Source organism: Pontibacter mangrovi, assembly GCF_006385705.1.
Taxonomy (GTDB): Bacteria; Bacteroidota; Bacteroidia; order Cytophagales; family Hymenobacteraceae; genus Pontibacter; species Pontibacter mangrovi.
Map to the genome: position 1 here is coordinate 103573 of NZ_VFRQ01000004.1, position 25961 is coordinate 129533.

The window sequence follows — 25961 nt, forward strand, 5'->3', positions numbered from 1 at the left end:
TCTTAACTAAAGTAAATGGATTTGATCGCTTTTTCTTGCCGTGCCCGCATCAACAGTTTTTTCAGGCAGAAACGCCTGCAGCGTTTGCTGCTGCTGTCGGTAGGGCTGGTGGCGGCAGGAGTGTATGCCTGGCTTTTTTCTTTTCTGCTGCAGCAGGCGGCCGAGGGCAGCACGCGGCTTGGCGTAGACCAGGTGCTGGAGTATGCAAACCTGTTCATGCTGGCCATCATCATTCTGAAAGGCTTTTTCCCGGCGTATGTGCCCAAAGCCAACCTGGTGCCGCAGCTTTACCCGGTGCCGCCCTTGCAGCGCTTCCGCGTCGAGCTGATCGTGGAGTTGGTGTCGCCGTTCTATTTTGTGCTTCTCAACTTCCTGCTGCTCCTGTTCATGATGTCGCCGTTTTACACGCTGCTGCACCTGCTGCAAAGCGTGCTGGTTATACTTACGGCTCACGTAACGCTGCGCTCGCTGCAGGTGTTTATCGAGCGCCGCATACGCTGGCGCAGTGCCAATTTCTACTCTGCCGCGGTAATGGCTGGCGCCTTTATAGCCTTGCAGGCGCGCGCGCCTATGTTTTACCCTGCTTCAGAATGGCTGCTGCTGGTGGCGCACATGGCAGCCCTGGGCTTTTTTATCACCTCCAACTTCTTACTGGAAAAGGCCGCTGCAGAGCCTCGGCGCAAAGCGGTGAACTACAGCAGCAGCGCCCACCGCAGCCTGGGTTGGCGCTTGTTTAAAAACCATAAGCAGGCCAAGCAGATGCTGATTTTCGGGCTGGTGTTTAAGGCATTTATACTTGGTGCCGATGCGCTTGCCGTGGAGAAGAAAGGGCAGCATCTGTTGGATGAGGTGATGACGCTGTGGCTGTTTGTAGGGCCGCTGGTGGTGTTTTCGTATGTGTTTAACAACATCTGGGGCTTCTACCGCAACCTGTGGCTCACCGTGGAGCGCTCCAGCGGTTCGGTAAAAGACTTGCTGGCCGTTACCTGGATGGCTTTGCGCGTGCCCCTTCTCATCGATGCCGTACTGACCTTTGTTTATGCCGCCCTGTTTAACCACGAGGATGTTTTCTTTGTGGTGATGATGTATGCGGCCAGTGTGCTGGTGTTGGCTCCGTTAGGGGTGGTGGCTTCCATCGTGAGCCCTAAAATGGTGTCGGGAGGGTTGTTCAGCTTCAGCGCCAAGGCTTCTTACCTGTTCAACTTTATCGCGATCGGGTTAGCCTGCCTGCTGTTTCTGCCGCTTATCCACCCGCTGCTATACCTGGTATACCCGGTGGTGATTGGCGGGGCTATCTTTGCTTTGGTAGCCGTGCTCAAAGAGTATCCAACGTATAAATACCGCCTGTTTGAAACCCACTTTAAGAACGAAGTATAAAGTATAAAAAAAGCGGCCACCTAACTCAGGTGGCCGCTTTTTTTATACTTTATACTGTTGCTACTGTTTTGCCTTAAACTTCTGGATAAAGTCTCTGGTGAAGTCGGACAGGACCAGGGTGCCGCTAATGCCGGCGCGCTGTGTCAGGAGCTCGTCCCAATGCTCTGTGCCTTGCCAGAATACCTCTTTCATAGCGCGTAGGGCCTCCGGGTTGTAAGAAGCCAGCTTCGTGGCAAAGTCCTGCACGGCGGTGTCCATTTCCTCTATAGAGTCGAATACCTCGGCGTACAGTCCTTTGTCTTTGGCCCACTCTGCCGAGCGGAACTCTGCCGCATCCAGCGACAACTGTGAAAAGGCGGCCAGGCCAAGCTTACGCTCTACGGCAGGGCCTACCACAAATGGGCCGATACCCACCGCCAGCTCGCTCAGCTTAACGGCCGCAAACTTCGTGGCAAAGCAGTAATCTGTGGCAGCCGCCACCCCAACGCCACCGCCTACGGCTTTGCCCTGCACGCGGCCAATAATAACCTTCCCCGACTTGCGGCAGGCGTTAATCACCTTGGCAAAGCCGGAGAAAAACTCCAGCCCCTGCGCTTTGTCCTCAATCGCGATCAGCTCGTCGAAGCTGGCGCCGGCGCAGAAGGTGCGGTCGCCTTTGCTTTGAAGTATGATTACTTTGGTTCTCTCATCCCTGCCAGCCTCGGTAATGGTGCTGGCAAGTTCGTTTAAGATGGCGCCCGGCAGGGAGTTGTGCGACGGGTGGAAAAACGTGATCGTGCTTATTCCCTGTTCATCGGTGACAATGTCTACGCTGCCTGCGGCTATTGCTGTTGTGTTGCTCATCGTTCTTTTCTGTTGCGTTTTTAGGCACCGGCCAAGGCTTGTTCCCAGGCCAGTGACTTCTGTCTGAATTATGCCTGGTCCTTCTTTTTTACCATGGTCATGATCGTGGCGATGGCCACAGTTTCGCCGGTTTCGTCGGTCACGTCTACCAGCCACTTCACGATGCCTTTGGCCACATCTTCCTCGCTTCGCTTTTCCTGGCTGATTTTCTCTTTGCAGGTCAGCTTCACGCCAATGGTGGCGCCAGGGTAAACAGGCTTGGTAAAGCGAGCCTCCTCTAAACCGTAGTTCAACAACACAGGCCCTTTCTTGGGATGCACGAACATACCTGCTGCCTTCGAGAGGATATAATAGCCGTGCGCCACTCGCCCTTCAAACAGGGTGCCTTCCAGCGAGGTAGCGTCTACGTGCGCATAGAAGTGGTCGCCGGACACATTGGCAAAGTTCACGATGTCTGCCTCGGTTACCGTGTGGTTGTGGGTGGTGTAGGTTTCCCCGATCTCCAGCTCCTCAAAGTACCGCTGGAAAGGGTGCTTATCATACTCCACCTGCTTGGCGCCTTTCTGGTATACTTCGGTAACCGCCGTAATCATACTTGGCGAGCCCTGAATGGCCACGCGCTGCATAAAGTGCTTCACGCCCCGGATACCGCCCATTTCCTCGCCGCCGCCAGCTCTGCCCGGTCCCCCGTGGATCAGCATGGGCATAGGTGAGCCGTGGCCAGTACTTTCTTTGGCGCACTCGTTGTTGAGCACCAGTATACGGCCGTGGTGTGTGGCAGCTCCCAGGGTAAAGTCCTGCGCTATTTTCGGGTCGGCTGTGGCGATAGAGGAGACCAGTGAGCCTTTTCCTTTTTTGGTGAGCTCGATAGCCTCGTCCAGCGTTTTGTAGGGCATAATGGTCGCTACCGGGCCAAAAGCCTCCACCTCGTGCGTATCGGTGCAGCGGAAAGGGTCCTGGTTCAGCATCACGATAGGGGAGATAAAAGCGCCTTTTTCCGGGTCAGCGCCCAGCAGGTCCACCTTTTCCAGGTCGCCGTAGATGATGGGCGTTTGCTTGGCCAGCTCGCTTATTTGGTTACGCAGCTTCTGCAGCTGCTCCCGGCCTACCAGGGCCCCCATGCGCACGCCTTCGGTGAGCGGGTTGCCGATGGTGGTTTTGGAGAGTTCGCGGCCTAGCGCGATCTGCACATCCTCCACCAGATTCTCCGGCACAATGGCCCTTCTGATGGCGGTACATTTCTGCCCCGCTTTAGAGGTGATCTCTTTTCGGATCTCTTTGATGAACAGGTCGAACTCCGGTGTGCCCGGCACGGCATCCTCGCCCAGCACGGCGCTGTTCAAAGAGTCAGCCTCCATCGTGAACGGCACGGACTCCTCGATCAGGCGTGGGTGGGCCTTCAGCTTGCGGCCTGTGGCAGCCGAGCCGGTAAAGGTGACCACATCCTGGTACGTCACATGGTCCAGAATGCCCTCGCCGGTGCCGGTCACGAGCTGCAGCGAGCCCTCCGGAAGTATGCCCGAGCTGATGATCTCCCTTACCACTGCTTCTGTCAGGAAGGCTGTAATAGGAGCGGGCTTCACGATGGCGGGCATGCCTGCCAACAGGTTCACGGCGATTTTCTCCAGCATGCCCCACACCGGGAAGTTGTAGGCATTGATGTGGACGGCAACGCCCTCTTTCGGCACCAGAATATGGTGGCCCATAAACGTGCCGCCTTTAGACAGGCCAATCGGCTCATCTTCTACATAAAACGGCTTGTCCGGGAATTTACGGCGCAGCGACGCGTAGGCAAACAGGTTGCCGATGCCGCCTTCAATGTCTACCCAGCTGTCGGCGCGGGTGGCGCCGGTGCGGTAGCTGAGCTTATAAAAGTCGTCTTTCTTAGACATCAGGTGCAGGGCCAGCGCCTTCAGCATAAGGCCACGCTCTTGAAACGTCATTTTGCGAAGTGCCGGGTTGCCCTTGCTGCGGGCATACTGCATCATCGCGTTAAAATCGAGCCCTCCGCTGTAGGCCGTGCAGATCAGTTCGCCGGTTACAGCGTCTAATACCTGGCTTTCCTGCCCAGAGCCTGGGGTCCATTCCCCCATGGCGTAGTTCTGCAATATTGCGCTCATATTTTTGGTAGTTTTGATTACGGGTTATGTCGTTTCTTATTCCTTTAACCTGGAAGTGGAGGTCAAGTATAAACTGCCGGCTCCCTTTGCCTAAGGTATAGCCATAGTATAGATGAACGTTTTATACTTCTCCCTTCGTCTCGTTCCAGGTTTTATAGGCTGCTTCCTGCTTCTTACGGTTTTCAGGCAGCTCGCGCAGCGGCTCACAGGGCTTTAGGGTGGCGTGGCAATCGGCGGGCAGGCCCATGTAGATCTGGGTGCCCTCGGTTTTCCAGGCTACCATCGCGTCACTTACCTGCTTCACGATCTTGTGCGGGTTGCCCACCACCACGCTTCTGGCCGGGATTTTTTCATCAGCCCTGATGAAGCAAAGCGCGCCCACCACACTCTCATCCCCGATCTCCACGCGGTCCATCACCACAGCGTTCATGCCTACCATTACGTTGCGGCCCACAGTGGCCCCATGTATAATGGCCCCGTGGCCGATGTGCGCCATCTTCTTTAACAGCACCGTTGTGCCCGGGAACATGTGGATGGTGCAGTTTTCCTGCACGTTGCAATTGTCTTCGATGATGATCTCGCCCCAGTCGCCACGGATGGCCGCGCCCGGACCGATGTATACATTTTGGCCGATGATGACATTGCCTGTAACGGTGGCCTGCGGGTGCACAAAAGCGCTTTCGTGTACTACTGGGATATAGCCGTTGAACTCGTAGATCATACTTATACTTTTTCGATAATAGCGGCGTAGCCTTGGCCGACGCCCACGCACATGGTTACCAGCGCATAGCGCTTGTTCTGCCTGTGCAGCTCTATGGCCGCCGTGTTCAGGATTCTGGCGCCGCTCATGCCCAGCGGGTGGCCCAGGGCGATAGCGCCGCCGTTCGGGTTAATGCGCGGGTCCTGGTCGTCGAGGCCGAAACCGCGGATGCAGGCGAGCGCCTGTGAGGCAAAGGCTTCGTTCAGCTCGATCAGGTCCATGTCGTCCATGGTGAGGCCGGCTTTCCGGAGCGCCATCTGGCTGGCTGGCACCGGACCGATGCCCATATACTTTGGCTCTACGCCAGCCACACCCATCGACACCAGGCGTGCCTTTGGCGTCAGGTTATACTTTTTCAGGCCTTCTTCGGAGGCAAACAAGAGGGCGGCTGCCCCGTCGTTCAGCCCGGAGGCGTTGCCGGCGGTAACGGTGCCGTCTTTGCGGAAGGCCGGTCGCAGTTTGCCCAGCACTTCCAGCGAGGTGTCCGGCTTTATGAACTCATCCTCCTTAAACACGGTCGGTTCCTTTTTGCGCTGCGGTATACTTACCGGCACAATCTCCTCGGCCAGGCGGCCAGCGGCTTGCGCCTTGGCGGCTTTCTGCTGCGACCACAGGGCAAACGCATCCTGGTCTTCGCGGGAGATACCCTCGCGCGCAGCCAGGTTCTCGGCCGTTTCGCCCATCCCGTCGGTGCCAAACAGTTCGTGCATCTTTGGGTTTACAAAGCGCCAGCCAAAGCTGGAGTCATACATTTGCGCATCGCGCCCGTACGGGGTGCTGGCTTTGGAGATGACCCACGGGCCACGGGTCATGTTCTCCACGCCGCCGGCTACAATTAGGTCGCCGTCGCCGCACTGAATGGCGCGGGCAGCGGCCACAGAGGCCGACAGGCCGGAGGCGCAGAGGCGGTTTACCGTTTCGCCGGGAACGGAGAAGGGCAGGCCGGCCAACAGCAGCGCCATGCGGGCCACGTTGCGGTTATCTTCGCCGGCCTGGTTGGCGCAGCCAAGTATAACGTCGGAGATGGCGGCAGGGTCGGCGGTGGGGTTGCGCTTCATCAGTTCTTCTATCACCAGCGCTGCCATGTCATCCGGCCGCACGGGTGCCAACGTACCGCCGAAGTTGCCGATAGGGGTTCGAATGCCGTCTACTAAATATGCTTGGTTCATTTTATACTTTCGCGTTACAATTTTTACTCTGCAGATCTGTGCTTTTAAGCCGGTTGTTCAGCGCCGGTTATACTGCTACAAACCTGCCTTCGGTTTTCACCGCCTTGCGGAGCAGGACGCTGGCGCGGTAGCGGTCTTCGTGGTACTCCTCATACAGGGTGTCCAGCGTCTGCAGCACACGCTCCGGGCCAATCTCATCGACCCAGGCCAGCAATCCCTGCGGGTAGTTCACGCCTTTGGTCATGGCCAGTTCCAGGTCTTCTCTGGAGGCAACATTCAGGGCCAGCGCGTCTACCGCTTCGTTTATCAGCATGGCCAGTATGCGGTTTAGGATGTAGTGGCCCAGGGCCTCGTTTTTGGTCGGCTCCGGCTGCGGCGCGCCATCTCCGTAGTTGTAAAACCCTCTACCAGACTTGCGGCCATAGTAGCCCGCCTCAAAAAGGCGCTTCTGCGTGAACGAGGGCTTATACCTGGGGTCATAGAAGAAGGAGGCGAACACGGATTCTGTTACCCGGTAGTTGACGTCGTGGCCGATAAAATCCATCAGCGTGAAAGGTCCCATCCGGAAACCACCCAGTGCCGTCATAGCCCAGTCGATGGTGGCTGCGTCGGCGATGCCTTCTTCCAGGATGCGGATGGCCTCACCGTAAAACGGACGCGCCACCCTATTCACGATAAAGCCCGGCGTGTCTTTGGCCAGCACCGGCACTTTGCCCCAGGATTTTACCAGCTCCTTTATCTCTTCAGCCAGGCCTTCTCTTGTCTGCACGGCAGGTATAATCTCCACCAGCTGCATAATAGGGGCAGGGTTAAAGAAGTGGATGCCGATAAAGCGCTCCGGCTTTTTACAAGCCGAGGCAATGGAGGCGATGGACAGGGAGGAGGTGTTGCTGGCAAGGATGCAGCCGGCCGGAACGATCAGCTCCAGTTCCCGGAACACCTGCTGCTTTACCTCCAGGTCCTCCACAATGGCTTCCAGCACCAGGTCGCATTTGCCAAACTGCTGGTACTCCTGCGTCAGGTTAATGTTGCCGCTGATCTCCGCTGCGCGGTCCGCCGAGATCTTTTCTTTGGCTATAAGCTTCTCCAGCGATGCTTTTATACTTTGCTTTGCACGCGCCAGGGCATCGGCATTTGTATCCAGTAAGTATACCTGGTTTCCGGCGGTGGCGATAACCTGTGCTATGCCCGAGCCCATGGCCCCGCTGCCTACGATTCCGACTATCATTGGCCTTTGAAGTTTGGTTTTCTTTTTTCGATAAATGCCTGCACGCCTTCCTTGAAATCGGCGGTGATGCCGGCCCGGTGCTGGTAATCGGACTCCTGGGCAAGCTGTTGTTCCAGGCTGAACTCAAAGCTGCAGTTCAGGAGGGCTTTGGTGTAGGCCAGGCCTTTGGTGGGCATCTGCGCCATGCGCTGCGCCAGGCGCTGTACTTCTGCCTCAAAGGCCTCATCGGCAAACACTTTGTAGATCATGCCCATCTGCTGCGCCTCTGCCGCGCTCACTTTGTCGCCGGTCATCATCAGGGCGGAGGCCCTTTGCAGGCCTACCAGCCTTGGCAGGAAAAAGGTGCCGCCGCTATCGGGTATCAACCCAATTTTGCTGAAGGCCTGGATGAAGCTGGCAGACGCTTTGGCCAGCACGATGTCGCAGGCGAGGGCCAAGTTGGCACCTGCCCCGGCGGCCACCCCGTTCACGGCGGCAATGACCGGTTTCTCCAGCTGGCGTAGCAAAAGTATGATGGGGTTGTAGTGCTGGTCCACGATCTCGGAAATCTCCATGGCGTTAGCCGCAGTTGCCTCTGCCAGGTCCTGGCCGGCGCAGAAAGCCTTACCCTCGCCGGTCAGCACCACGGCGCGCACGGCCTCGTTGTGCTGGCACTGGCGCAGGTGCTGCTGCAGCGACAAGGCCATTTCGCGGTTAAAGCTGTTGTAAACGTCCGGGCGGTTTAGGGTGATGGTGGCGATGCCGGCATCAAAAGTATACTTGATAAAGTTGTTATCTTCCATGTTTTATTTTAGGCATTTGAAATAGTCGAAGGGCTCCAGGCAATCGTTGCACTGGTACAGCGCCTTGCAGGAGGTGGAGCCGAACTGGCTCACGAGTTTTGTGTTTTCTGATTTGCAGCGCGGGCAGCGAACGGTTACGTCTTTGCCGAAAAGCTGGTTTACGTTGCCTGTAGGCTCCACGGGCGGGGCGATGCCATACTCCTCGAGCTTTTGCTTGCCCGCCTCCGAAAGCCAGTCAGACGTCCAGGCCGGCCGCAGCTGCGTGTCGATCTCCACGTTTGCGAACCCTTCGGCCAGTAGCTTGAGCCTGATTTCGGTGGAGATAACGCCCATGGCCGGGCAGCCGGAATAGGTAGGGGTGATGGTGACGCACACCTCCTCCCCCTGCACCTGCACGTCGCGCACCACGCCCAGGTCCACCACGCTCAGCACCGGAATCTCAGGGTCGTACACGTCCTCCAGTAGCTGCCATACTTTCTCCGCCGTCGCTGCCTGCATGTTGTCTACCATTTTTGCCCCGGATAGGTGCGCTGCAGGTACTGCAGGTCCGACAGGATGTAGCCCAGGTGCTCGGAGTGCCGGCCATACTTACCGCCGGACTGCATCCATTGGTCTTGCGGCAGCGCCAGCGTGGCTTCCTGCAGCACCTGCGCCACGTGCTTGTCCCACTCGGCTTTGATGGAAGTGTAATCCGGGATGATGTCCAGCTCCTGCAAGGCTTTCTCGGTGGGCGTGGCCTCAAACAGCTCGCCGGAGTAGGTCCAGAGCTCGTCTATGGCAGCCTCCATGCGCTTCTTGCTTTCTTCGGTGCCGTCGCCTAGGCGTATCACCCACTCCGAGCTCCACTTAATATGGTAACTGGCCTCCTTCAGCGATTTTTCGGCAATGGCGGCCAGCCTGTGGTCGGTGCTGTTCTGCAGCTCTTTCAAAAAGAAGTAGTGGAAGGTGTCGAAGATGAACTGGCGCAGCACTGTGTCGCCGAAGTTGCCGTTTGGCTGCTCTACCAGCAGCGGGTTCTTATAGGCCACGGCATCGCGCAGGTACGCCAGGTCGTCTTCGGTGTGGCCCTTGCCCTCCAACTCGGCGGCGTACTGGTACAGGTTGCGTGCCTCGCCCAGCAGGTCCAGGCTGATGTTGGTCATGGCCATGTCCTGCTCCAGAATGGGGCCGTGCCCGCACCACTCCGCCAGCCGGTGGCTAAGTATCAGGCTGGTGTCGGCCAGCTGCAGCGTGTAATCGAACACCAGCTGGCGCACCTCCGGGCTATACTCCTGCAGGGGCGTTTTGAACTGCAGCTCATGCAGCACATGAGCGGGTTGTGTGTGATGATCCATCATGGGTGATTACATGTTTTTGATTTCCGCCGGCACTACGTAAAAAGTGGGGTGGCGGTATACTTTGTCGTTGGCAGGGTCGAAGAAAGAACCTGCTTCTTCCGGGTTAGAGGCATGGATGTGCGACGACTCCACTACCCAGATGCTCACGCCTTCCATGCGGCGGGTATACACATCGCGGGCATTCAGAATTGCCATCTCGGCGTCGGCAGCGTGGATGCTGCCCACATGCTTATGGTCCAGGCCCTGCTTGCTGCGGATAAACACTTCCCACAGTGGCCACTCTTTCTTGTTCATATCTTCTGTAGCTTAAGCTGATTTCTTTTCTCTTGTTGCTGCCTTCTCGGCATAGGCCATGGCGGCCTCACGCACCCAGGCGCCTTCTTCTTGGGCTTTGTTGCGGGCCTTCAGGCGGTCTTTGTTGCAGGGGCCGTTGCCTTTCACCACGTTCCAGAACTCGTTCCAGTCTATGGCGCCAAAGTCGTAGCCGCCTTTTGCCTCGTTCCACTTCAGGTCTTTGTCCGGCACGGTCAGGCCCAGGAACTCGGCCTGCGGCACCATCATGTCCACGAAACGCTGGCGCAGCTCGTCGTTGGTGAAGCGCTTAATCTTCCAGCGCATCGACTGCTCCGTATTCGGCGACTCTTCGTCTTTCGGGCCGAACATCATCAGGGTGGGCCACCACCAGCGGTTAAAGGCTTCCTGCGCCATCTCCTTCTGTTCCTCCGAGCCATTGCACAAGGTCATCATAATCTCGAAGCCCTGGCGCTGGTGAAAGCTCTCTTCCTTGCACACCCGCACCATGGCACGGGCGTAGGGACCATAGGAGGTGCGGCACAGCGGCACCTGGTTCATGATGGCGGCGCCATCCACCAGCCAGCCAATTGCACCCACATCCGCCCACGAAAGGGTAGGGTAGTTAAAGATGCTGGAGTATTTTGCCTTGCCCGAGAGCAGGTCCTCAAACATCTGATCGCGGGAGGTGCCCAGCGTTTCGGCGGCGCTGTATAAGTATAAACCGTGGCCTGCCTCGTCCTGCACCTTGGCCAGAAGTATGGCTTTGCGTTTGAGCGAGGGGGCCCTGGTGATCCAGTTGCCTTCCGGCAGCATCCCTACGATTTCGGAGTGGGCGTGCTGCGAGATCTGGCGCACGAGCGTTTTGCGGTACTTCTCAGGCATCCAGTCCTTGGGCTCAATCCTGATCTCGCTCGCAATCTTCTCCTCAAATATGTCTTCCAGTGATTTTTCTACGATAGTCTCCATAGTATAAACTACTTTATGTACGACCGAATGTTTGTTTGAAAATCCGGTAAAAAAAAATTATTGGTCAAAATCCACCACCACTTTTTCGGTTACCGGGTGGGCCTGGCAGGTAAGCACATACCCGGCAGCAATTTCCTCCGGCTCCAGCGAGTAGTTCACGTCCATTTCTACCTGGCCCTCGGTTACCCTGGCGCGGCAGGTGCTGCACACGCCGCCTTTGCAGGAGTAGGGGAGGTCGGCGCCGGTCTCGATGGCGGCGTCCAGGATGGTGCTGCCGTAGTACGACATGTCCATGTGCAGGTAGGTGCCGTCCAGCTTCACGGTCACTTTGCTTTGCTTGTCCGTCTCGGTGGCGGCGCGCTCGCGGCGCTCGGCGGCTTTTTTGCCTCCCTCGCCTGTGGTAAACAACTCGAAGTGTATTTTCTTGCTGTCTACCCCTGCTTCCTGCAGCACTTCCCGGACATCCAGGATCATCTGCTCCGGGCCGCACAGAAAGCACTCATCTATCTGGTCCGGCTCCACGATCTTGTCCAGGAAGAGCCTGGTTTTCTCTTTGTCTATACGGCCAAACAACAGGTCTGTGTCGCCCTGCTCGCGGCTGAGGATGTGGTAGATGCTGAGCCGGTCGAGGTACTTGTTCTTCAGGCCTTCTATCTCTTCCTTAAACATGATGGAGTTGCGCCCCTTGTTGCCGTAGATCAGGGTTACCTGGCTGTGCGGCTCGGCCAGAAGTATGGTTTTGATGATGGAAATGATCGGCGTGATGCCGCTGCCGGCGGCCAGCATCAGGTAGTTCTTCTGCTGGTCAGGGTGCAGCTCGGTGTAAAAGCGGCCCATGGGCGGCATTACCTCCAGCTCCTCGCCCACCTGCAGCAAATGGTTGGCATAGCTGGAGAAGCGACCCTCGGGCACTTTCTTTATCGCCACCCTCCACTCGTTCTCCAGCGGGCTGGAGCAGATGGAGTAGGACCTCCTGATCTCCTCGCCCGCTATGTCTCTGCGGAAGGTGAGGTACTGCCCCTGCGTATACCGGAACGTGTCTTTCAGCTCCTCCGGCACGTCCAGCGTTACCGTCACGCTATCGTGCGTCTCTTTGTTGATGCTCTTTATCTTGACCTTATGAAACATGTTCATGATGTGTTTTTTCCAAACCTTTAAATAAGATGGTGATGATGGCGTTCTCCAGCTCGTCTGGCGTAATGCCGCGCTCCGGGCGCCACCAAAGCTCTACCCAGCGCACTGCCGAGAGAATGGTGAACAGCGCCACCGACGTGTCCAGCGCCTCAAACTCCCCTGCTGCCACGCCCTTCTCCAGCAGGGCCGCCACGCCCCGCTCATACTCTTTGCGCCGGGCCTTAAACTGCTGCAGCGAGTCCTCGGCCAGGTACTTCCAGTCGTTGTTCGTTACCGATACCTCTGCGCTCCTGGTTACCATCACGCGGATGTGCAGCCGCACCAGGTCCTTCAGCTTTTGGGTATAAGTTGCCTGTTTTTGCTCTATCTCCGCCAGCTGCGAGATGTAGACGGTGCTGATGTTGTAGCATATCGTCCGCAGGATCTCATCCTTGGAGCTGATGTAGTGGTACATGCTGGCAGCGTCTATCCCTATTCGTTCGGCCAGGTCGCGCATGGAGGTGCCGGCAAAGCCTTTCTGCTTGAACAGTTTGGCCGCCTCTTCCAGTATCAGGTCCAGCTTCTTCGATTTCTTTGTAGACATTCAGTAGTGTTTAAAGTATGGGCCAGCCACTTTGAGCTACCTCCACCTAACAAGTATACGAAATATAAAGAAATTTATCAAACGTTTGTTAGAATTTTAGAATACAAACTGGCTTCCGTCATTGCTGGTTTTACCTAAAATGCTATGGGGTCAGGATGGGAAGTATGGCAGGTGGCGGCCAAGCGGGATTCCGCAAAGTATAGCCGGAAGTATAAAATATAAAGTATGGCCAGAAAAGCCTCTTTTATACTGCTGTTTATTGGGGTGGGAGGAGCTCGGAGAGGTTCAGGACGCTGGCCTGCAGGTTGCCGCCCAGTTCTACAGAGAGCGTTATGCTGTCTGGGGTGGGGGTGATGTCGAGGACGCGGGCCTGGGTAACGGCGCCGAGCAGTTTGATGCCTTTGGCCTGGAAGCCTTCCGCGAGCATGGCGTTTGCCTTGGAGAGCTCGGTCGCTATTATTCCGGCAACGTTTAAGCGGGCTTTTTTGATGATCTGGCTGTAAGCTGCTTTGTTTACCATCACCTCTAAGGCTGTGTTGTAGAGGGTGCTGCTGGTTCTGGAGCTGAGATGGTAGTGCTGCACATACAGCTCCTGCGAGGCGTTGTCGTAGCCCAGGGAGGCGCGCACATACAGGTCCGCCTGGTCGCGCTTCATGATGGTGCGCAGGATGCTTGCCCGAATGCGGAGGATGACTTCCCGGTTGCCGCTGTCGCTGCCACTGATGCCAACATCCAGGATCTGCACGTATGGGGCGGCGTCAGAGCCCTCTTCCGGCTTTGGCAGAAACTCCCCGGCCAGCTGGCTTTTCAGGACACCTTGTAAGGCAGGGTAGGAGACAGTGACGGGCAAGTGTATGCGGATGGCATCTTCCATAGGTTGCAAGGCTAGCGTGCGGGCAAGGGTTGTGTTCAGTGGTTTTGAAGGGATACGTGTGCTTCGGGAAAATGTAAACGAAAAAGCCCCAAACTTGCGTTTGAGGCTTTGAGAGTGATCCCGCTGGGATTCGAACCCAGGACCCATACATTAAAAGTGTATTGCTCTACCAGCTGAGCTACAGAATCGGATGTTTTTTATTTAATTGGGAGTGCAAAGGTAGAAGCTTTGCTTAAAATATCAAACAATTTTGAGCTTCTTTTTTGCCTCTTGCTAAAGGCTGAAAGAAAAAGCCTCTCTGTGAAGAAAGGCTTCCGCTTTCGCTTGTGATCCCGCTGGGATTCGAACCCAGGACCCATACATTAAAAGTGTATTGCTCTACCAGCTGAGCTACAGAATCAGTTTATTTATTAACTTGCGTTCTCAAGGCGTTTCCCTGAATTGCGATGCAAAACTAATAGCTAAGTTTTTAAATGCAAAATATCTTCTCCAAAATATCTGCCATTCTGATTATTTTTTTGGCTGTTTTGGCGGAACCGGCTTGTGCTCAGGCGGATAAAATAACACTGGCTAAAGCGGATTCTCTCTTTCAGAATCAACGTTATTCCGATGCTTTTGTTCTGTACGAGCAGCTGCTGACGCAGGAGCAGGATTATTCGCCGCAAATGCTCCTGAAGATGGCCTATATAAAAGAGGGCCTGCGCGACTACACGAGCGCCATGTACTACCTGCACCTTTTTTATACCAAAGAGCCCAGCCGCTCCACGTTAAAAAAAATGGAGGAACTGGCGCAGGCGCACCGGCTGTACGGCTATGAGTACAGCGACCTGCAGTTCTTTAAAACGCAGTTTAGCAAGTATTACATGCGCCTGCTGGAGCTGATGCTGCTGGTGGCGGTGGCGGCAGCTACCGTGATGCTGTTCAGGTGGCGAAGAGGGTACAGGTTCAGCCGGACCTTTAAGGCAGGCTTTATACTTTACCTGCTCTTTATTTTCTACTACGTCAACTTTCTCAGCCTAGGCGAGGAGGGCATTATCAAAAACGACCAGGTTGCCATTATGTCTGCGCCCGCTGCGGGTGCTACCTGGTTAGCAACTGCCTCCAAAGGCCACAAAGTGCCCATCACCGGCGAGCGCGACATCTGGTACGAGATCAAGTGGAGAGGAGAAAAAGCCTACATCCGCAAGAGCAATCTGCTGGAGCTGCCTTAACTTCGCATCTCGTAGCACGACTTTTTGACAAAGGGTTTTTCTGAAAAGGACTTGAACGCCTTCTCTAATGATTCTTTAGTCCTTTGTCCGTTGGTCTTTTGTCAAATTCTAAAAGACCGGAATCGTGCTACTTGATACGCAGATAACTAACGCTTCAGCGGCGAGTCCTTCTCTTTTGCCATCACGTTATATACCAGCTTGTCTGCCAGGCTCGGGAAGAGTTTGTTGACCCACACGGCCAGCTTGCCTTGCGTGGTCATTACCAGGTCGCGTTTGCGCTGCATGGTGGCTTTCAGGATGCGCTCGGCCACTTCCTCGGCGCTCATCATTTTCTCCTCCGCGCGCGGCGTCTCGCCCTGCTGCTGGCCGTTGGCGGCCAAAGCGGTGTTGCGGATGTTGGAGGCGGTAAAGCCAGGGCAAGCCAGCAGCACGTGCACGCCGGAGTGCAGCAGCTCGGTGCGCAAGGTCTCCAGGAAACCGTGCATGGCAAACTTGGAGGCAGAGTAACCGGTGCGGGCCGGTAAGCCACGGTAGCCGGCAATAGAGGAAATGCCCACAACAGAGCCTTTTGCCTGCTTAATGTACGGCAGCGCATACTTGGTACTGTACACGGTGCCCCAGAAATTAATATCCATCACCTTCCGGATCACGTCCAGGTCCACGTCCTCGAACAGCGCGCGCATCGAAATGCCGGCGTTGTTGATGAGCACATCAAGGCGGCCATACCTATCCATCGTTTCCTGCACCATGCGCTGGCACTGCTCCTCTATGCTCACGTCGGCGTTTACGGCCAGGTTGTCTATACCTGCTGCACTTAGCTCCTGGCTGGTCTGGTCGAGGTTCTGCTGGTTGCGGCCCGATACGGCTACTTTGGCGCCCTCACGGCCAAACGCAAAGGCTAGCGCCTTGCCTATACCCGACGTGCCGCCGGTAATTAACACTACTTTATCTCTCATTTTTATACTTTCTTCGACTAAAATCAGCAGCAAAGATAAAGTTAATGGTTGATTGTTGAATGGTTAAATTGTTGATCAATGCTTCTAAACTTGTCCTATAATAGCTTTCTGCCTGCAAGCGTAAGTACATAGAATCATGAATTGTTGGTGTAGACTTCAACATCGGCGGGGAAACTAAAAGGAAAGCGAAACTGCCGCTCTGCCGCTGACAAGGCGCAATGTATTGCGTCCCTACATTCCCATAAACCAATAACTAACAACCAACCACCCGTATCTCCCCATATTTTCGTAATTTTGCGCCACTGTGAGAAATAAGAGCAAGAAGAAGAAATTTGAGATTCTCGAGGGAGTACGGATCGAGGACATGGTGGCGGAGGGCAAATGCCTGGCGCGCCATGATAACATGGTGATTTTTGTGGCGGGCGTAGCCCCCGGCGATGTGGTGGACCTTCGCGTGACCCGCAAAAAGAAGAAGTTCTACGAGGCTGAGCCGGTGCATTTCCATGAGCTATCGGAACTGCGGGTGCAGCCGTTTTGTGAGCATTTCGGTACCTGTGGCGGCTGTAAGTGGCAGCACATTGGCTATGATACGCAGCTATACTTTAAGCAGAAGCAGGTGAAGGACAACCTGGAGCGTATCGGGAAGGTGCCGTTGCCAGAGTTCGATCCTATACTTGGCTCCGAGAAAACGCGCTATTACCGTAACAAGCTGGAGTATACTTTCTCCAACACCAGCTGGCTTACCAAAGAGCAGATACAGTCGGGGCAGGAGTTTGACCGCGACGCACTGGGCTTCCACATCCCGGGCCGCTTCGACAAGATCCTCGACATCAAGCATTGCTACCTGCAGCCAGACCCGTCCAACGCCATCCGTCTGGAAGTAAGAAAGTATGCCAAGGAGCACGACCTGCCGTTCTTCGACATTGTGAAGCAGGAAGGCTACATGCGCAACCTCATCATCCGCACGGCCAATACCGGAGAGACGATGGTGATCGTGCAGGTATATGAGGACAGGCCGGAGGCGATGCAGGCGCTGATGGAGCACCTGGCCGCGACTTTCCCGGAGATTACCTCGCTGCAGTATGTGGTGAACTCCAAAGGCAATGAGACCTTCCACGACCTGGAGGTGGTGTGCTACAAAGGCCTGCCGTATATCCACGAGGAAATGGAGGGCATCAGGTTCAGGGTAGGGCCGAAGTCCTTCTACCAGACCAATGCCGATCAGGCGTACGAGCTGTACAAGAAAACCCGTGAGCTGGCTAACCTGACAGGAAACGAGCTGGTGTACGACCTCTATACCGGAGCCGGCACCATTGCTAACTTCGTGGCGAAGCAGGCGCTGGAGGTGATTGGCATTGAGTATGTACCGAGCGCCATAGAGGACGCCAAGATCAACTCGCAGATCAACGACATCACCAACACCACCTTCTACGCCGGCGACATGAAAGACATACTTTCTGATGAGCTGATCGAGCGACACGGAAGGCCGGATGTGGTGATCACGGACCCGCCGCGCGCCGGTATGCACGAGGATGTGGTGCAGAAGCTGCTGCAGGTGCACCCGAACCGCATTGTGTACGTGAGTTGCAACCCGGCTACCCAGGCCCGCGATGTGGAGTGGCTCTCGGAGAAGTATGAGGTAACGCGCGTGCAGCCGGTAGACATGTTCCCGCAGACGCACCACGTAGAAAATATTGTATTGTTAACCGCTAAATAGATTTTAGACATTAGATACTAGATGTTAGATTCTGGTTTTGAAGAATCTAACATCTAGTATCTAATGTCTAGTACCTAAAGATAAATATGGAAAACGATCCGGAACTGAATGGTAAATACCTGGGCACTATCTCGAAGGATTTTGTGGTGGTGGCCGAGACGCTGAAAGAGGCATCGTACCAGGTGCGCAAGCGCAAGATATCGGAGTACCCGATTTTTGTGTTTAGCCGTACGCAGGTGCCGGTAGGCTCGATCTTTTTGGCCAAAGAGGAAGTGGCGCTGGACTGGCACATCAACGCCTCTTACCTGGAGGACTTTGTGCAGCGGCAGCTGGTAGTAGAGGACAAGGTAGAGGAGTTTAAAGCCGCCTACAAAGACCCGGACGAGTTCTGCTGCCTGTTCGTGGTGGACGGCGAGTTCCAGAACTTTGTGTTCATCCCTTACCCGGAGGACTAAACTGCGGTATGGCAAAAAAAGAGGCACCGCCAGCGGTGCCTCTTTTTTTGTCGCTTCAAGTATAAAACCTCAGGCGAAATATTTTCTGGGGCGTGTTTTGTCTTTTTGGAGGTATTTGTGGTCGAGGCTATACTTGCCCGGGCCGATGAACAGGAGAGAGGCAAAAAGGATGGCTGCCTCCAGCGCGTGCGAGTAACCGCCAAAGCCGTCGCCACCCAGCGCATGGCGGGTGGTGGCGACCAGCATCGTAAGGAGCATTAGCAGGCAGGCGGGCCGGAACAGAAAGCCAAGCATCAGGAGCAGGCCACCCACAGCCTCGGCAAAACCAGCCATAAATCCCCAAAAGGCAGGCGCAACGCCAATATGGAACAGCTGCATGGTTTGGCCAACCGCCTCCCAGCGCTCCGGGCCTCCTGCCAGCTTGGGCCAGCCATGAAGTATGAACATAACGCCGATGCCCACCCGGAGCATCAGCAAACCGAAGTTTTTTGATTTATAGCCAGCGCGTAGTATTGCCATAGAGGCAAGTATAGGAATTTACCCTGAATATAGCAACCAACTAATATACTAAGATTTTCCTGACAGGCAGATTTTCAGGGACTGTAGTGGCTTTTAGCTGTGGCAACTGGTCGGGCTGCAGGCTGCTGTGGTCTAGTATAAAACTCATACCGGCGTCGGGCGCCAGGGCTACCAGGTTGCCTTCTTCAAAGGTAACCGTGCGGATGTTATAGGCCTGCTGCACCTCGCCATACTTAGAGCCCACGCTTATTCCCGCAGCTGTTCTGAACTCCTGGCTCAGCACACTGATGCGCCATACTTTGCAGTCGGGGTTGCAGGACTGCTCTACCAGAATGCCTTTTGGCTGCTCTTTGGGGTGCAGTACATAGGCCGTGCTTTGCATGCCTTCCAGTTGCAGGGTGGTGTCGTTTAGGGTAAAGCCCTGGGGCACCTGCTCGCGCATCTGGGTTATGTCCATACCGATGCGGATGTTGCCCACCCCTTGTTTCTCTACCACAAAAGCCGATGGATTGGGTGCGATTTCGGAAGTTTCGGTAGCCTCGGCTGGCGGCGCGCTGCCGGAGCTTTCTTCGGCTTTTTTGTCCTGCTGCGAGAGGCAGGCAGCCATGCCCACGCCAAACAGCACGGCATAAAATATATTCTTTAGCATGAAATGTGTAGTCCTTGTTATTTCCTACTTAAACCTTGTTGTGCAGCTGCAGGTTGTAGTATATTAGCATCAAATACAAATTCGTCCTTTTTGTCACACATCAACTTTAAATAATAAAAATGGCTAAACCATTAATCTTAGTTTCCAACGACGACGGCATCACTGCCCCGGGTATTAGAACGCTGGTGCGCGTGGCCATGAAAGTAGGGGAGGTAGTAGTAGTGGCTCCGGATTCGCCGCAGTCGGGTATGGGGCACGCCATCACCATTGGTAACACACTCCGTTTAGATAAATCGATTGCGCTGGAGGACCTGGGCGTGGAGGCATACGAGTGCTCCGGCACCCCGGCCGACTGCGTGAAGCTGGCCAAGCACCATGTGCTGCGCGACCGGCAGCCCGACCTGGTGGTGAGCGGCATCAACCACGGCTCCAACTCCAGCATCTCTGTGCTATACTCCGGCACCATGTCGGCGGCCATTGAGGCGGCCATTGAGGGCTTGCCGGCCATCGGTTTCTCGCTTTGCGACTATGGCCACGGGGCTGATTTCTCGCATACCGAGGAGTTTGTGGAGAAGATCATCCGGGAGGCGATAGCGCACGGCATCCCGGAGAACACGGCTCTGAACGTGAACTTCCCGAAGAAGGGCGAGGAGCCGATAAAAGGCATCAAGATCTGCCGCCAGGCGCGCGCCAAGTGGCAGGAGGAGTTTGATGAGCGCCTGGATCCGCACAACCGCAAGTACTACTGGATGACGGGCAGCTTCGTGAACTTCGATAAAGGCGAGGATACCGACGAGTGGGCGCTTTTGAACAACTACATCTCTGTGGTGCCCTGCCAGTTCGACATGACGGCCCACCACAGCATCAGCATGCTAAACGAGGACTGGGATATTTAGCTTATACTTCATCAGTAATACAATCAGGCCCTGCTGCACTAATTACAGCAGGGCCTGTTTATTTTTCTGGCGATCTTTCAGGTTGGCGCAGCAGAAGCCTGAAACGAAGGAAGATTTTGGGCTATACCTGGCTCTGCTTGTTGAGCTTGCTTTGGATGTGCCGGATGTAGCCGCCTTGAACCAGTACACCTATCATAAGCGGAGACAGAAAAAGGTAGTCGCTAAACGGAACATGTAAGATTTTCATGGCTGCGATTCCGGCTACCAAAGCCAGCCTAATGCCATAGACAAGACTTTTATTCTGGTAAACCCCGTACTCTTCCAGCTTTTCTTCAAGTTGCTTTACATGCCAGCTTTGCACCAATAGCCCGAATGCTAATGCAAACGTTAAAGCCCAGGAGGCGTTTGGCACATGCATCATTTTCAACGAAGCAGCGAGTATCAGTAGTAATCCTGCAAGTCTGTAAAGGGTGTTCTTCTTCATTCTGTAGTCTCAGTAACTATGTTAGAAGTATACCGGCATAGTGTACTCCAGCTTTGTTTGCTTACCGTCCTTTACCGGAGGCAGCCAGTTGCCGTCGGTTAGTTTGGCCAGGCGCAACGCCTCTTTGTCGAGAGCGGGCTCTACGCTGCTTTTTATTTTGTAGTCGCTCAAGGAGCCATCCTCGTTAATCACAAAAGAGACCACCACGGTGCCGTGCTTGGTACCTTTGCGCGGGTAGCGGGCGTTCTTTTTCATAAACGCCTTAAACGCAGCCGCTCCGCCTTTATACTCTGGCATGGTTTCGGGAGCATTTTTGTCGGGTTTGGGCTGGCCAAACTTAACCGGCAGCGTAAACCGCACCGGCACTTTCTCGCCTTTCTGCACCCCCGGCGTCCACTTGCCTTCCATGGCTTTCACGGCGTTTACACAGGCGGCGTCCAGCGCCGGGTCCAGGCTTTTAACCACGGCTACGCTGTCTATGCTGCCGTCTTTGTCCACGATAAAGCTCAGCACCACCATGCCCTCCGGCTGTGCGCTGGAGTAGGTAACCTGCGAGCCGATAAACTGCATCATCGCCCCCATACCGCCTTCAAATACAGGCATCTTCTCTACAAATGTATAAGTTGGTTCATCTGCAGGTTTGGTTTGCGCCAGGGCAGGGGCTGTGCCGAAGGCTGCCGCAAAAAGTATGGCAAGCGGAAAATGTTTGTTTTTCATATAAGCTAACTGAGTACAAAGTATAAAGATAGTATAAATTTTATGTTCGCTATACTTTGTCAGGACTACATCGGCAGGTAGGGAGGGTTTTAAGAAGTTGCGGATCTTACATTTAGTGCTCTTTAGTTATGTTTGAGGTAGATAACCTTTTGCTCTCTATCTCTTTACCCTTTGCATTAAAAAGGATGAGGTAAAAGTCCTTTAAAGGCAGTTTCAAATCTATCTTTTCTTTCGGGTTGAGATAAACAGCACGAAAGGGCACTTTGTCAACATAATCATATTCATGCGCCATCTCATCAGCTAAGAACAACGTAAGTTGTACTGGAAACGAGTTGTGGTTTTTATAGCTAAAGTTTGCTTCCTGTTTATTTAGAGGTTGTTCAATATTATTTAATAGGTGATAGTCTACACTCTGAAGTCTTCCCTTAAAATATTCCCCTTCTACCAATGATAGCTCTTCTTTTGAGATTCTCCTGTAACGGTTCAAATCGGTCTGGCTTATAGTTAAAGGATCAATATCATATTTTTTATGTAGTACTGCGCCTAACCACTTCTTACCTTCTTCAGTAGGCTGCTCCAAAATATGGGCAAATCCGCCTAATAGTAAAACTTTCGCATCTTTATTGAGAGCAAAGGTCTTACTATAGAGATTCTGAGCTTGTCCAAGTTCCCGCTCTACTGTACCTGAACTCTCATAAGCTACAAATTCAAAGCCTAATGCTTTAGCGTACCTCAACAGATTGCCGTAGTTCTGCTCTTTAGTGTAAAATCCTGTTTCAAGCGTTGGAAATCCCTCATCAAGATTAAGTAAGCTATCTTGTTTGCTGCCTAAAGCCTCCAGAGCAAAATAGTCGTACCCGATTGCTCTCAAATAAGGTAAAAGACGGTATACAAACTTTCTATGCCGCGGCACAAAGTGGTTTTCATTTACCATTACCAAGTTTGTCTGCATAGCTTTTGCTTTAATTTCTTCAAAAACCTTAGTGTCAGAAATTAAATTTTGCTTGATAATCTGGCTTGTTGAATCTTGGATTCTTTCTGGCTCAAATTTTTTGAATAATTCATCGTACTCAGGCTGATTCTCCAAAAAGGAGGCATAAGTCAGTTGCAATTGCAGTTTTAGCCAATCCTCATTTTCATCATAGGCAGGATAACTTTTTATCTCTTCATACACCTCGATAAATCTGTTTGATCCACGATACCTTGAAACAACATCCATAACAGTAGAGACGTCTTTGCGATACCTTGGTCCAAGTTGAGTACTTTGAAAGATCTTGTTTATGTCTGTTTTAAAAGCTGCTGTATTTGAATCAAGACTTCTGGCTATTAGCCTTACCGTATGATTATGCAGTAGAGTATCTAAAATAATGGTGTTTTCATCAAGGCTTGGATTTGGTGCTTCCGGGCCATCTATTACTAAGAAGTACTCATAAAACGGTGCTATATAAGTTTTACCGTAAAGCAATACGTTGCTATAAGTGCTTTCCTGTTGCCCGATAAGTTTAGAGAGAGCCTTTCTGTCTGTAACATAGCTAATATCTCCAGGTGACTTCAAATACAGTTGAAGAGAATCATTGATGATGTGTGTGTCATAATTCTTTACATATCTGTTAGCGCCGAAGTTTCTGTGAACCCGTTGAGTACAAGACAGAAAAAATAAGGTTAAAACAATAGCATAACTACTCCTCAACATGCTTATTTACTTTAATAGGCCTAGATGATGATAGATAAATTTCATGTTTTCTAAGCTTTATACTTATCTATACTTTGTTACCACCACATCGGCAGGTAGGGCGGCGCTGGCCGTTGCCTGCTGCTGATCGCCTTTCCTGACGAAGCGGATGTTCAGGTGCCTTACCGTGGTGACGGGCGCTCCTGCCACTTTGCCGGCAGTCCAACGGCCCTTGGTCTGGTCCAGCACCCGGAAAATCTCGTCGGTTATACTTTTGTGGTTGGCGGCAGCCATAGGGGCAAGCATTTTTCCGTTAGCGTCGATTACCAGCGTTACCTGCACATCGCCTTCAAAATCGGTGCTGCCTGGGTAGCGCAGGTTTTTGGCCATGTGCTTCTCCAGCGGCCCTTCCTGTAGTTGGGGCTTCACGTCCACTTCGTCATACTTGTAGGCGCTCTTTTGCTGTTGAGAACGCTGTTGTGCCGGCGGTGCAAAAGAAGAACCTTCGCTTTCTGCCTCTGAGCCGGAGAATTGCACCGGCAGCACCATTTCCGCTGGCACAGGGGCGCCGTTTTTGGTAGCCGGTATCCATTGGCCAGAGGTGGCTTTTACGGCCTCGGCGGCCGCCTCCGCCAGTTTGGCAAGTATGGCTTTGTTCTGCAGTTTAAAGGTGGACGCATCCATATAGTCGAGCTTAGCGTCGGGGCCCACGGTTTTCTTCAGTTTGGTGCTGGCCAGCCGGATGTTGGAGACACTGCCGTCTTTCTCCACCGTAAATTTTACCACCACCCGCGCGTTCAGGTGCTCCTGCTTCGCTTCTTCCGGCATTTGCAGCTGCTGGCTTACCTGCTGGATCAGGGCCTGCGGACCGCCTTTAAACTGTGGCTGCTCGTCTGGGGCGGCTTTGGCAGGCGTGTCTTTCATGGCAAAGCGTATGGGCAAAGTATAAATAACGGGTACTGCCTTGCCGTTTTGCTTGCCGGGCTGCCATTTTCCGTCCATCAACTTTATAACACGTATCGCTTCGGCGTCGGTGCTGGTGCTAAGCGACTTTACAATTTTCGGGTTGCTCAAGGAGCCGTCGGCATCTACTACAAAGCTCAGTACCACCAGCCCCTCTACACCCGCCTTCTTGGCATCTTCGGGGTACCGGATGTTCGTTCCCAGGAACTTCATCATTTCCTGATCGCCCCCTTCAAAGGTTGGCATCTGCTCCACATACGTATAAGGTTTGTCTGATTGCTGCGCTGAAGCCGTTGGTGCGGTGACCAGGATGGCCATACTCAGGAGCGCTGCAGCGCTTAGTTGTTTGATGATGTTTTTCATGAAATGTTGGTTTTAAGGTTTGAGAAAAGGCAATAGGTATCCTGCATCAGCCCAAAACGAGCTGAAAAAGGTGTTAAAGTAAGGATGAATTATGCTTTACCTGATAGCGAAGCGGATGGGCATGGTGTACTGCACCCGAACAGGTTTACCGTTTTGCAGGCCGGGGCTCCACTTGCCGTCCATCATCTTAACCACACGCATCGCTTCCTCATCGGTGCCTTCGCCAAGCGATTTTATGATCTTGATGTCGTGCAGGCTGCCGTCTTTCTCCACCACAAAGCCCAGCACTACCAGCCCCTCTGTGCCGGCTTCTTTAGCTGCCTTTGGGTAGCGTGTGTTCATGCCCAGGAACCTCATCATTTCCTGTTCACCGCCCTCAAAGCGTGGCATCTGCTCCACGTAGGTATAAGGCTTTTCTTTAGCGGACGTCTCCTCTGCGGAAGGAGCTGGCGTGGTTGGCGCCGGTGCTTCAGCGGAAGCGGAGTTGATGTTCTGGTTTTCTGCCGTGGCTTGCTGCCGGGCAAGTATAAACGCCAGGCCTGCCAACAGAGGCAAGGTAAGGAGCGGGCGGAGCCAGCCTGGTTTCTGGCCCTGGCGCTGCAGCATGTGCAGGCGCTTGAGCACCTGCGGTTTGGTAAAGTGGCTGCCCACCGGAAGCCCCATGCTCAGGAGTGCCTCTTTGGAGAGCAGCGAGGTATACTTTTGTGCTTGGTGCTCTTTTACCACGGCGGCATCGGCCTGGTACTCGTGCACATCCCGCAGTTCCTCTTTTAACATCCAAACAGCCGGGTGAAACCAAAGTACAGCCGAAAGCAATTCGTAAAACAGCACATCCCAGGTATGGCCAAACTGCACGTGCGCCAGCTCATGGGCCAGTACCTGCTCCTGCTCCGGCTTGCTCAGGTGCTGCTGCTGGCTCAGAAAAACGCTCTTCCCGAAGGCAAAGGTAGGGTAAGGGCTGTCGAGCAGGTATACCTGGGCGCTACCTGAGGCAGAGGCAGGAGTAGCATTGGCTTTTGTTTGCTGTATCAGCCACAGTTGCCGCACCAGCTTAACCAGCATAACCGCCATGCCTGCAAAGTATAACACCGTTAGTATGGCCGCCAGGGAGGAGGCTGCCCCTGTTTCCGCTGCCGACGCAGGCCTGTAGGAGGTGACGACCACCTCGCTGAGGCGCACGGCCTTTAGCGTTTCCGAAACGGCTGCTTCCGGGGCCAGCATGGCGGGCCAACTGAGGAGTGGGAGCAGTAGGGCCAGCACGGGCACCGCCAGCAGGTAGAGCCTGTTAAAGCCAAAGTTGTTCTGCCGCCGCAGCACCAGAAAGTAAAACAAGTATAAAGCCGCCAGGGCTATACTTACTTTTATCGTATAGTTAAGCATTGCTTCCATCGGTATCGCTGTTTTCGTCTAAATCCTGCTTTACATGCTTCATCAGCTGGTCTATTTCGTTTACGTTCAGGTTGTTGTCCTTGGCAAAGAACGACACCAGCTTTTCGAAGGAGCCGCCGAAGTACCCGCTCATAAAGTTCTGTAGGAAGAAGCTCTTATACTTATCCTGCGCCACCAGCGGGAAATACTGGTGCGACTTACCGAAGGCCTCGTGCCCCACAAAGCCCTTGGTCTCCAGAATCCGCACAATCGTGGAAACGGTGTTGTAGGCCGGCTTGGGCTCGGGCAACTCGTCCAGGATGTCGCGCACAAAGGCCCGCTCCAGTTTCCAGAGCACCTGCATTATTTCTTCCTCGGCTTTGGTCAGTTCTTTTATCATGTGTAGGTAAAGTATGGCGTTGATCTAGTAAATATATAACTATCTACTTAGTTTAGAAACTAAATGTTTAGTTATTTGAAATTTTCTTTTAAAAAGTATGGCACCGGTACCAATGAGTTGCTCG

The 25961-nt window shown here is 53.9% G+C and carries 27 protein-coding genes and 2 tRNA genes; 5 read left to right on the forward strand and 24 right to left on the reverse strand.

What is annotated here, in order from left to right; translation table 11 throughout:
• Nucleotides 1–15 precede the first annotated feature (15 nt).
• The gene (locus FJM65_RS08825; protein ID WP_140621147.1) at nucleotides 16–1377 is read left to right on the forward strand and encodes a hypothetical protein; all 1362 of its coding nucleotides are present in this window, start codon (nucleotides 16–18) and stop codon (nucleotides 1375–1377) included.
• A gap of 60 nt (nucleotides 1378–1437) precedes the next feature.
• Here the strand turns inward: FJM65_RS08825 and FJM65_RS08830 are convergent, their stop codons facing one another.
• The 15 genes from FJM65_RS08830 to FJM65_RS08900 form a co-directional block, all read right to left on the reverse strand.
• Nucleotides 1438–2220 carry an enoyl-CoA hydratase/isomerase family protein gene (locus tag FJM65_RS08830; RefSeq protein ID WP_140621148.1) on the reverse strand — a complete coding sequence of 261 codons (783 nt, stop codon included), beginning with the start codon at nucleotides 2218–2220 and terminating at the stop codon, nucleotides 1438–1440.
• A gap of 68 nt (nucleotides 2221–2288) precedes the next feature.
• Nucleotides 2289–4340 carry a phenylacetic acid degradation bifunctional protein PaaZ gene (paaZ, locus tag FJM65_RS08835; RefSeq protein WP_181163681.1) on the reverse strand — a complete coding sequence of 684 codons (2052 nt, stop codon included), beginning with the start codon at nucleotides 4338–4340 and terminating at the stop codon, nucleotides 2289–2291.
• 121 nt (nucleotides 4341–4461) lie between these two features.
• Nucleotides 4462–5061 (reverse strand): acyltransferase, encoded by a 600-nt coding sequence (locus FJM65_RS08840; RefSeq protein WP_140621150.1) that lies wholly within the window; start codon nucleotides 5059–5061, stop codon nucleotides 4462–4464.
• A gap of 2 nt (nucleotides 5062–5063) precedes the next feature.
• A complete protein-coding gene (gene pcaF / locus FJM65_RS08845; protein ID WP_140621151.1) occupies nucleotides 5064–6269 on the reverse strand; it encodes a 3-oxoadipyl-CoA thiolase in 1206 nt (401 codons plus the stop codon).
• Nucleotides 6270–6336: 67 nt separating this feature from the next.
• The gene (locus tag FJM65_RS08850) at nucleotides 6337–7497 is read right to left on the reverse strand and encodes a 3-hydroxyacyl-CoA dehydrogenase NAD-binding domain-containing protein (RefSeq protein WP_140621152.1); all 1161 of its coding nucleotides are present in this window, start codon (nucleotides 7495–7497) and stop codon (nucleotides 6337–6339) included.
• Entirely contained in the window at nucleotides 7494–8279 is a 786-nt protein-coding gene (locus FJM65_RS08855; protein ID WP_140621153.1) for an enoyl-CoA hydratase-related protein, read from the reverse strand. Before FJM65_RS08855 ends, FJM65_RS08850 begins: the two co-directional genes overlap by 4 nt.
• Before the next feature lie 3 nt (nucleotides 8280–8282).
• Nucleotides 8283–8789, reverse strand: a complete 507-nt coding sequence (gene paaD, locus FJM65_RS08860; RefSeq protein WP_219855963.1) for a 1,2-phenylacetyl-CoA epoxidase subunit PaaD — start codon at nucleotides 8787–8789, stop codon at nucleotides 8283–8285.
• Entirely contained in the window at nucleotides 8783–9616 is an 834-nt protein-coding gene (paaC, locus tag FJM65_RS08865; RefSeq protein ID WP_219855964.1) for a 1,2-phenylacetyl-CoA epoxidase subunit PaaC, read from the reverse strand. Before paaC ends, paaD begins: the two co-directional genes overlap by 7 nt.
• Before the next feature lie 6 nt (nucleotides 9617–9622).
• The gene (gene paaB / locus FJM65_RS08870) at nucleotides 9623–9910 is read right to left on the reverse strand and encodes a 1,2-phenylacetyl-CoA epoxidase subunit PaaB (protein WP_140621154.1); all 288 of its coding nucleotides are present in this window, start codon (nucleotides 9908–9910) and stop codon (nucleotides 9623–9625) included.
• 12 nt (nucleotides 9911–9922) lie between these two features.
• Complete coding sequence (gene paaA / locus FJM65_RS08875) at nucleotides 9923–10876, reverse strand: 1,2-phenylacetyl-CoA epoxidase subunit PaaA (RefSeq protein ID WP_140621155.1); 954 nt, start codon at nucleotides 10874–10876, stop codon at nucleotides 9923–9925.
• A gap of 57 nt (nucleotides 10877–10933) precedes the next feature.
• Complete coding sequence (paaE, locus tag FJM65_RS08880; protein WP_140621156.1) at nucleotides 10934–12010, reverse strand: 1,2-phenylacetyl-CoA epoxidase subunit PaaE; 1077 nt, start codon at nucleotides 12008–12010, stop codon at nucleotides 10934–10936.
• Nucleotides 11994–12593 (reverse strand): TetR/AcrR family transcriptional regulator, encoded by a 600-nt coding sequence (locus FJM65_RS08885; protein ID WP_140621157.1) that lies wholly within the window; start codon nucleotides 12591–12593, stop codon nucleotides 11994–11996. Before FJM65_RS08885 ends, paaE begins: the two co-directional genes overlap by 17 nt.
• A 256-nt stretch (nucleotides 12594–12849) precedes the next feature.
• Complete coding sequence (locus FJM65_RS08890) at nucleotides 12850–13614, reverse strand: DUF4403 family protein (RefSeq protein WP_140621158.1); 765 nt, start codon at nucleotides 13612–13614, stop codon at nucleotides 12850–12852.
• A tRNA-Lys gene (locus FJM65_RS08895) sits at nucleotides 13583–13655 on the reverse strand. Before FJM65_RS08895 ends, FJM65_RS08890 begins: the two co-directional genes overlap by 32 nt.
• Nucleotides 13656–13794: 139 nt before the next feature.
• Nucleotides 13795–13867: transfer RNA gene (locus FJM65_RS08900), tRNA-Lys, on the reverse strand.
• A 73-nt stretch (nucleotides 13868–13940) separates the two neighbouring features.
• Here FJM65_RS08900 and FJM65_RS08905 point away from each other — a divergent pair.
• The gene (locus tag FJM65_RS08905) at nucleotides 13941–14678 is read left to right on the forward strand and encodes an SH3 domain-containing protein (protein ID WP_140621159.1); all 738 of its coding nucleotides are present in this window, start codon (nucleotides 13941–13943) and stop codon (nucleotides 14676–14678) included.
• Between the two features lie 146 nt (nucleotides 14679–14824).
• On the opposite strand, the gene FJM65_RS08910 is transcribed toward FJM65_RS08905, so the two are convergent.
• Nucleotides 14825–15634, reverse strand: a complete 810-nt coding sequence (locus tag FJM65_RS08910; RefSeq protein ID WP_140621160.1) for an SDR family oxidoreductase — start codon at nucleotides 15632–15634, stop codon at nucleotides 14825–14827.
• A 304-nt stretch (nucleotides 15635–15938) separates the two neighbouring features.
• Here FJM65_RS08910 and rlmD point away from each other — a divergent pair, with 304 nt between their 5' ends.
• The gene (gene rlmD, locus FJM65_RS08915) at nucleotides 15939–17351 is read left to right on the forward strand and encodes a 23S rRNA (uracil(1939)-C(5))-methyltransferase RlmD (protein WP_394348135.1); all 1413 of its coding nucleotides are present in this window, start codon (nucleotides 15939–15941) and stop codon (nucleotides 17349–17351) included.
• Nucleotides 17352–17437: 86 nt separating this feature from the next.
• On the forward strand, nucleotides 17438–17806 hold the full coding sequence (locus FJM65_RS08920) for a hypothetical protein (protein ID WP_140621161.1): 369 nt from the start codon (nucleotides 17438–17440) through the stop codon (nucleotides 17804–17806).
• A gap of 69 nt (nucleotides 17807–17875) precedes the next feature.
• Here FJM65_RS08920 and FJM65_RS08925 read toward each other — a convergent pair whose 3' ends face one another.
• Together FJM65_RS08925 and FJM65_RS08930 are read right to left on the reverse strand one after the other, a co-directional pair.
• Nucleotides 17876–18325, reverse strand: coding sequence for a DoxX family protein (locus FJM65_RS08925; RefSeq protein WP_140621162.1), 450 nt, complete (start codon nucleotides 18323–18325; stop codon nucleotides 17876–17878).
• A 40-nt stretch (nucleotides 18326–18365) separates the two neighbouring features.
• Entirely contained in the window at nucleotides 18366–18974 is a 609-nt protein-coding gene (locus FJM65_RS08930; protein ID WP_140621163.1) for a mechanosensitive ion channel protein MscS, read from the reverse strand.
• A 119-nt stretch (nucleotides 18975–19093) separates the two neighbouring features.
• On the opposite strand from FJM65_RS08930, the gene surE reads away from it, so the two are divergent.
• A complete protein-coding gene (gene surE / locus FJM65_RS08935) occupies nucleotides 19094–19870 on the forward strand; it encodes a 5'/3'-nucleotidase SurE (protein WP_140621164.1) in 777 nt (258 codons plus the stop codon).
• A 121-nt stretch (nucleotides 19871–19991) separates the two neighbouring features.
• Here the strand turns inward: surE and FJM65_RS08940 are convergent, their stop codons facing one another.
• The 6 genes from FJM65_RS08940 to FJM65_RS08965 all read right to left on the reverse strand — a co-directional run bounded on the left by FJM65_RS08940 (nucleotide 19992) and on the right by FJM65_RS08965 (nucleotide 25834).
• Nucleotides 19992–20354 carry a hypothetical protein gene (locus FJM65_RS08940; protein ID WP_140621165.1) on the reverse strand — a complete coding sequence of 121 codons (363 nt, stop codon included), beginning with the start codon at nucleotides 20352–20354 and terminating at the stop codon, nucleotides 19992–19994.
• Between the two features lie 21 nt (nucleotides 20355–20375).
• Nucleotides 20376–21071 carry an energy transducer TonB gene (locus FJM65_RS08945; protein ID WP_140621166.1) on the reverse strand — a complete coding sequence of 232 codons (696 nt, stop codon included), beginning with the start codon at nucleotides 21069–21071 and terminating at the stop codon, nucleotides 20376–20378.
• A gap of 112 nt (nucleotides 21072–21183) precedes the next feature.
• Entirely contained in the window at nucleotides 21184–22626 is a 1443-nt protein-coding gene (locus FJM65_RS08950; RefSeq protein ID WP_140621167.1) for a hypothetical protein, read from the reverse strand.
• Nucleotides 22627–22827: 201 nt separating this feature from the next.
• Nucleotides 22828–24069, reverse strand: a complete 1242-nt coding sequence (locus FJM65_RS08955) for a TonB family protein (protein ID WP_140621168.1) — start codon at nucleotides 24067–24069, stop codon at nucleotides 22828–22830.
• A gap of 96 nt (nucleotides 24070–24165) precedes the next feature.
• The gene (locus tag FJM65_RS08960; protein ID WP_140621169.1) at nucleotides 24166–25458 is read right to left on the reverse strand and encodes a M56 family metallopeptidase; all 1293 of its coding nucleotides are present in this window, start codon (nucleotides 25456–25458) and stop codon (nucleotides 24166–24168) included.
• Nucleotides 25442–25834 carry a BlaI/MecI/CopY family transcriptional regulator gene (locus tag FJM65_RS08965; RefSeq protein ID WP_140621413.1) on the reverse strand — a complete coding sequence of 131 codons (393 nt, stop codon included), beginning with the start codon at nucleotides 25832–25834 and terminating at the stop codon, nucleotides 25442–25444. Before FJM65_RS08965 ends, FJM65_RS08960 begins: the two co-directional genes overlap by 17 nt.
• Nucleotides 25835–25961 lie beyond the last annotated feature (127 nt).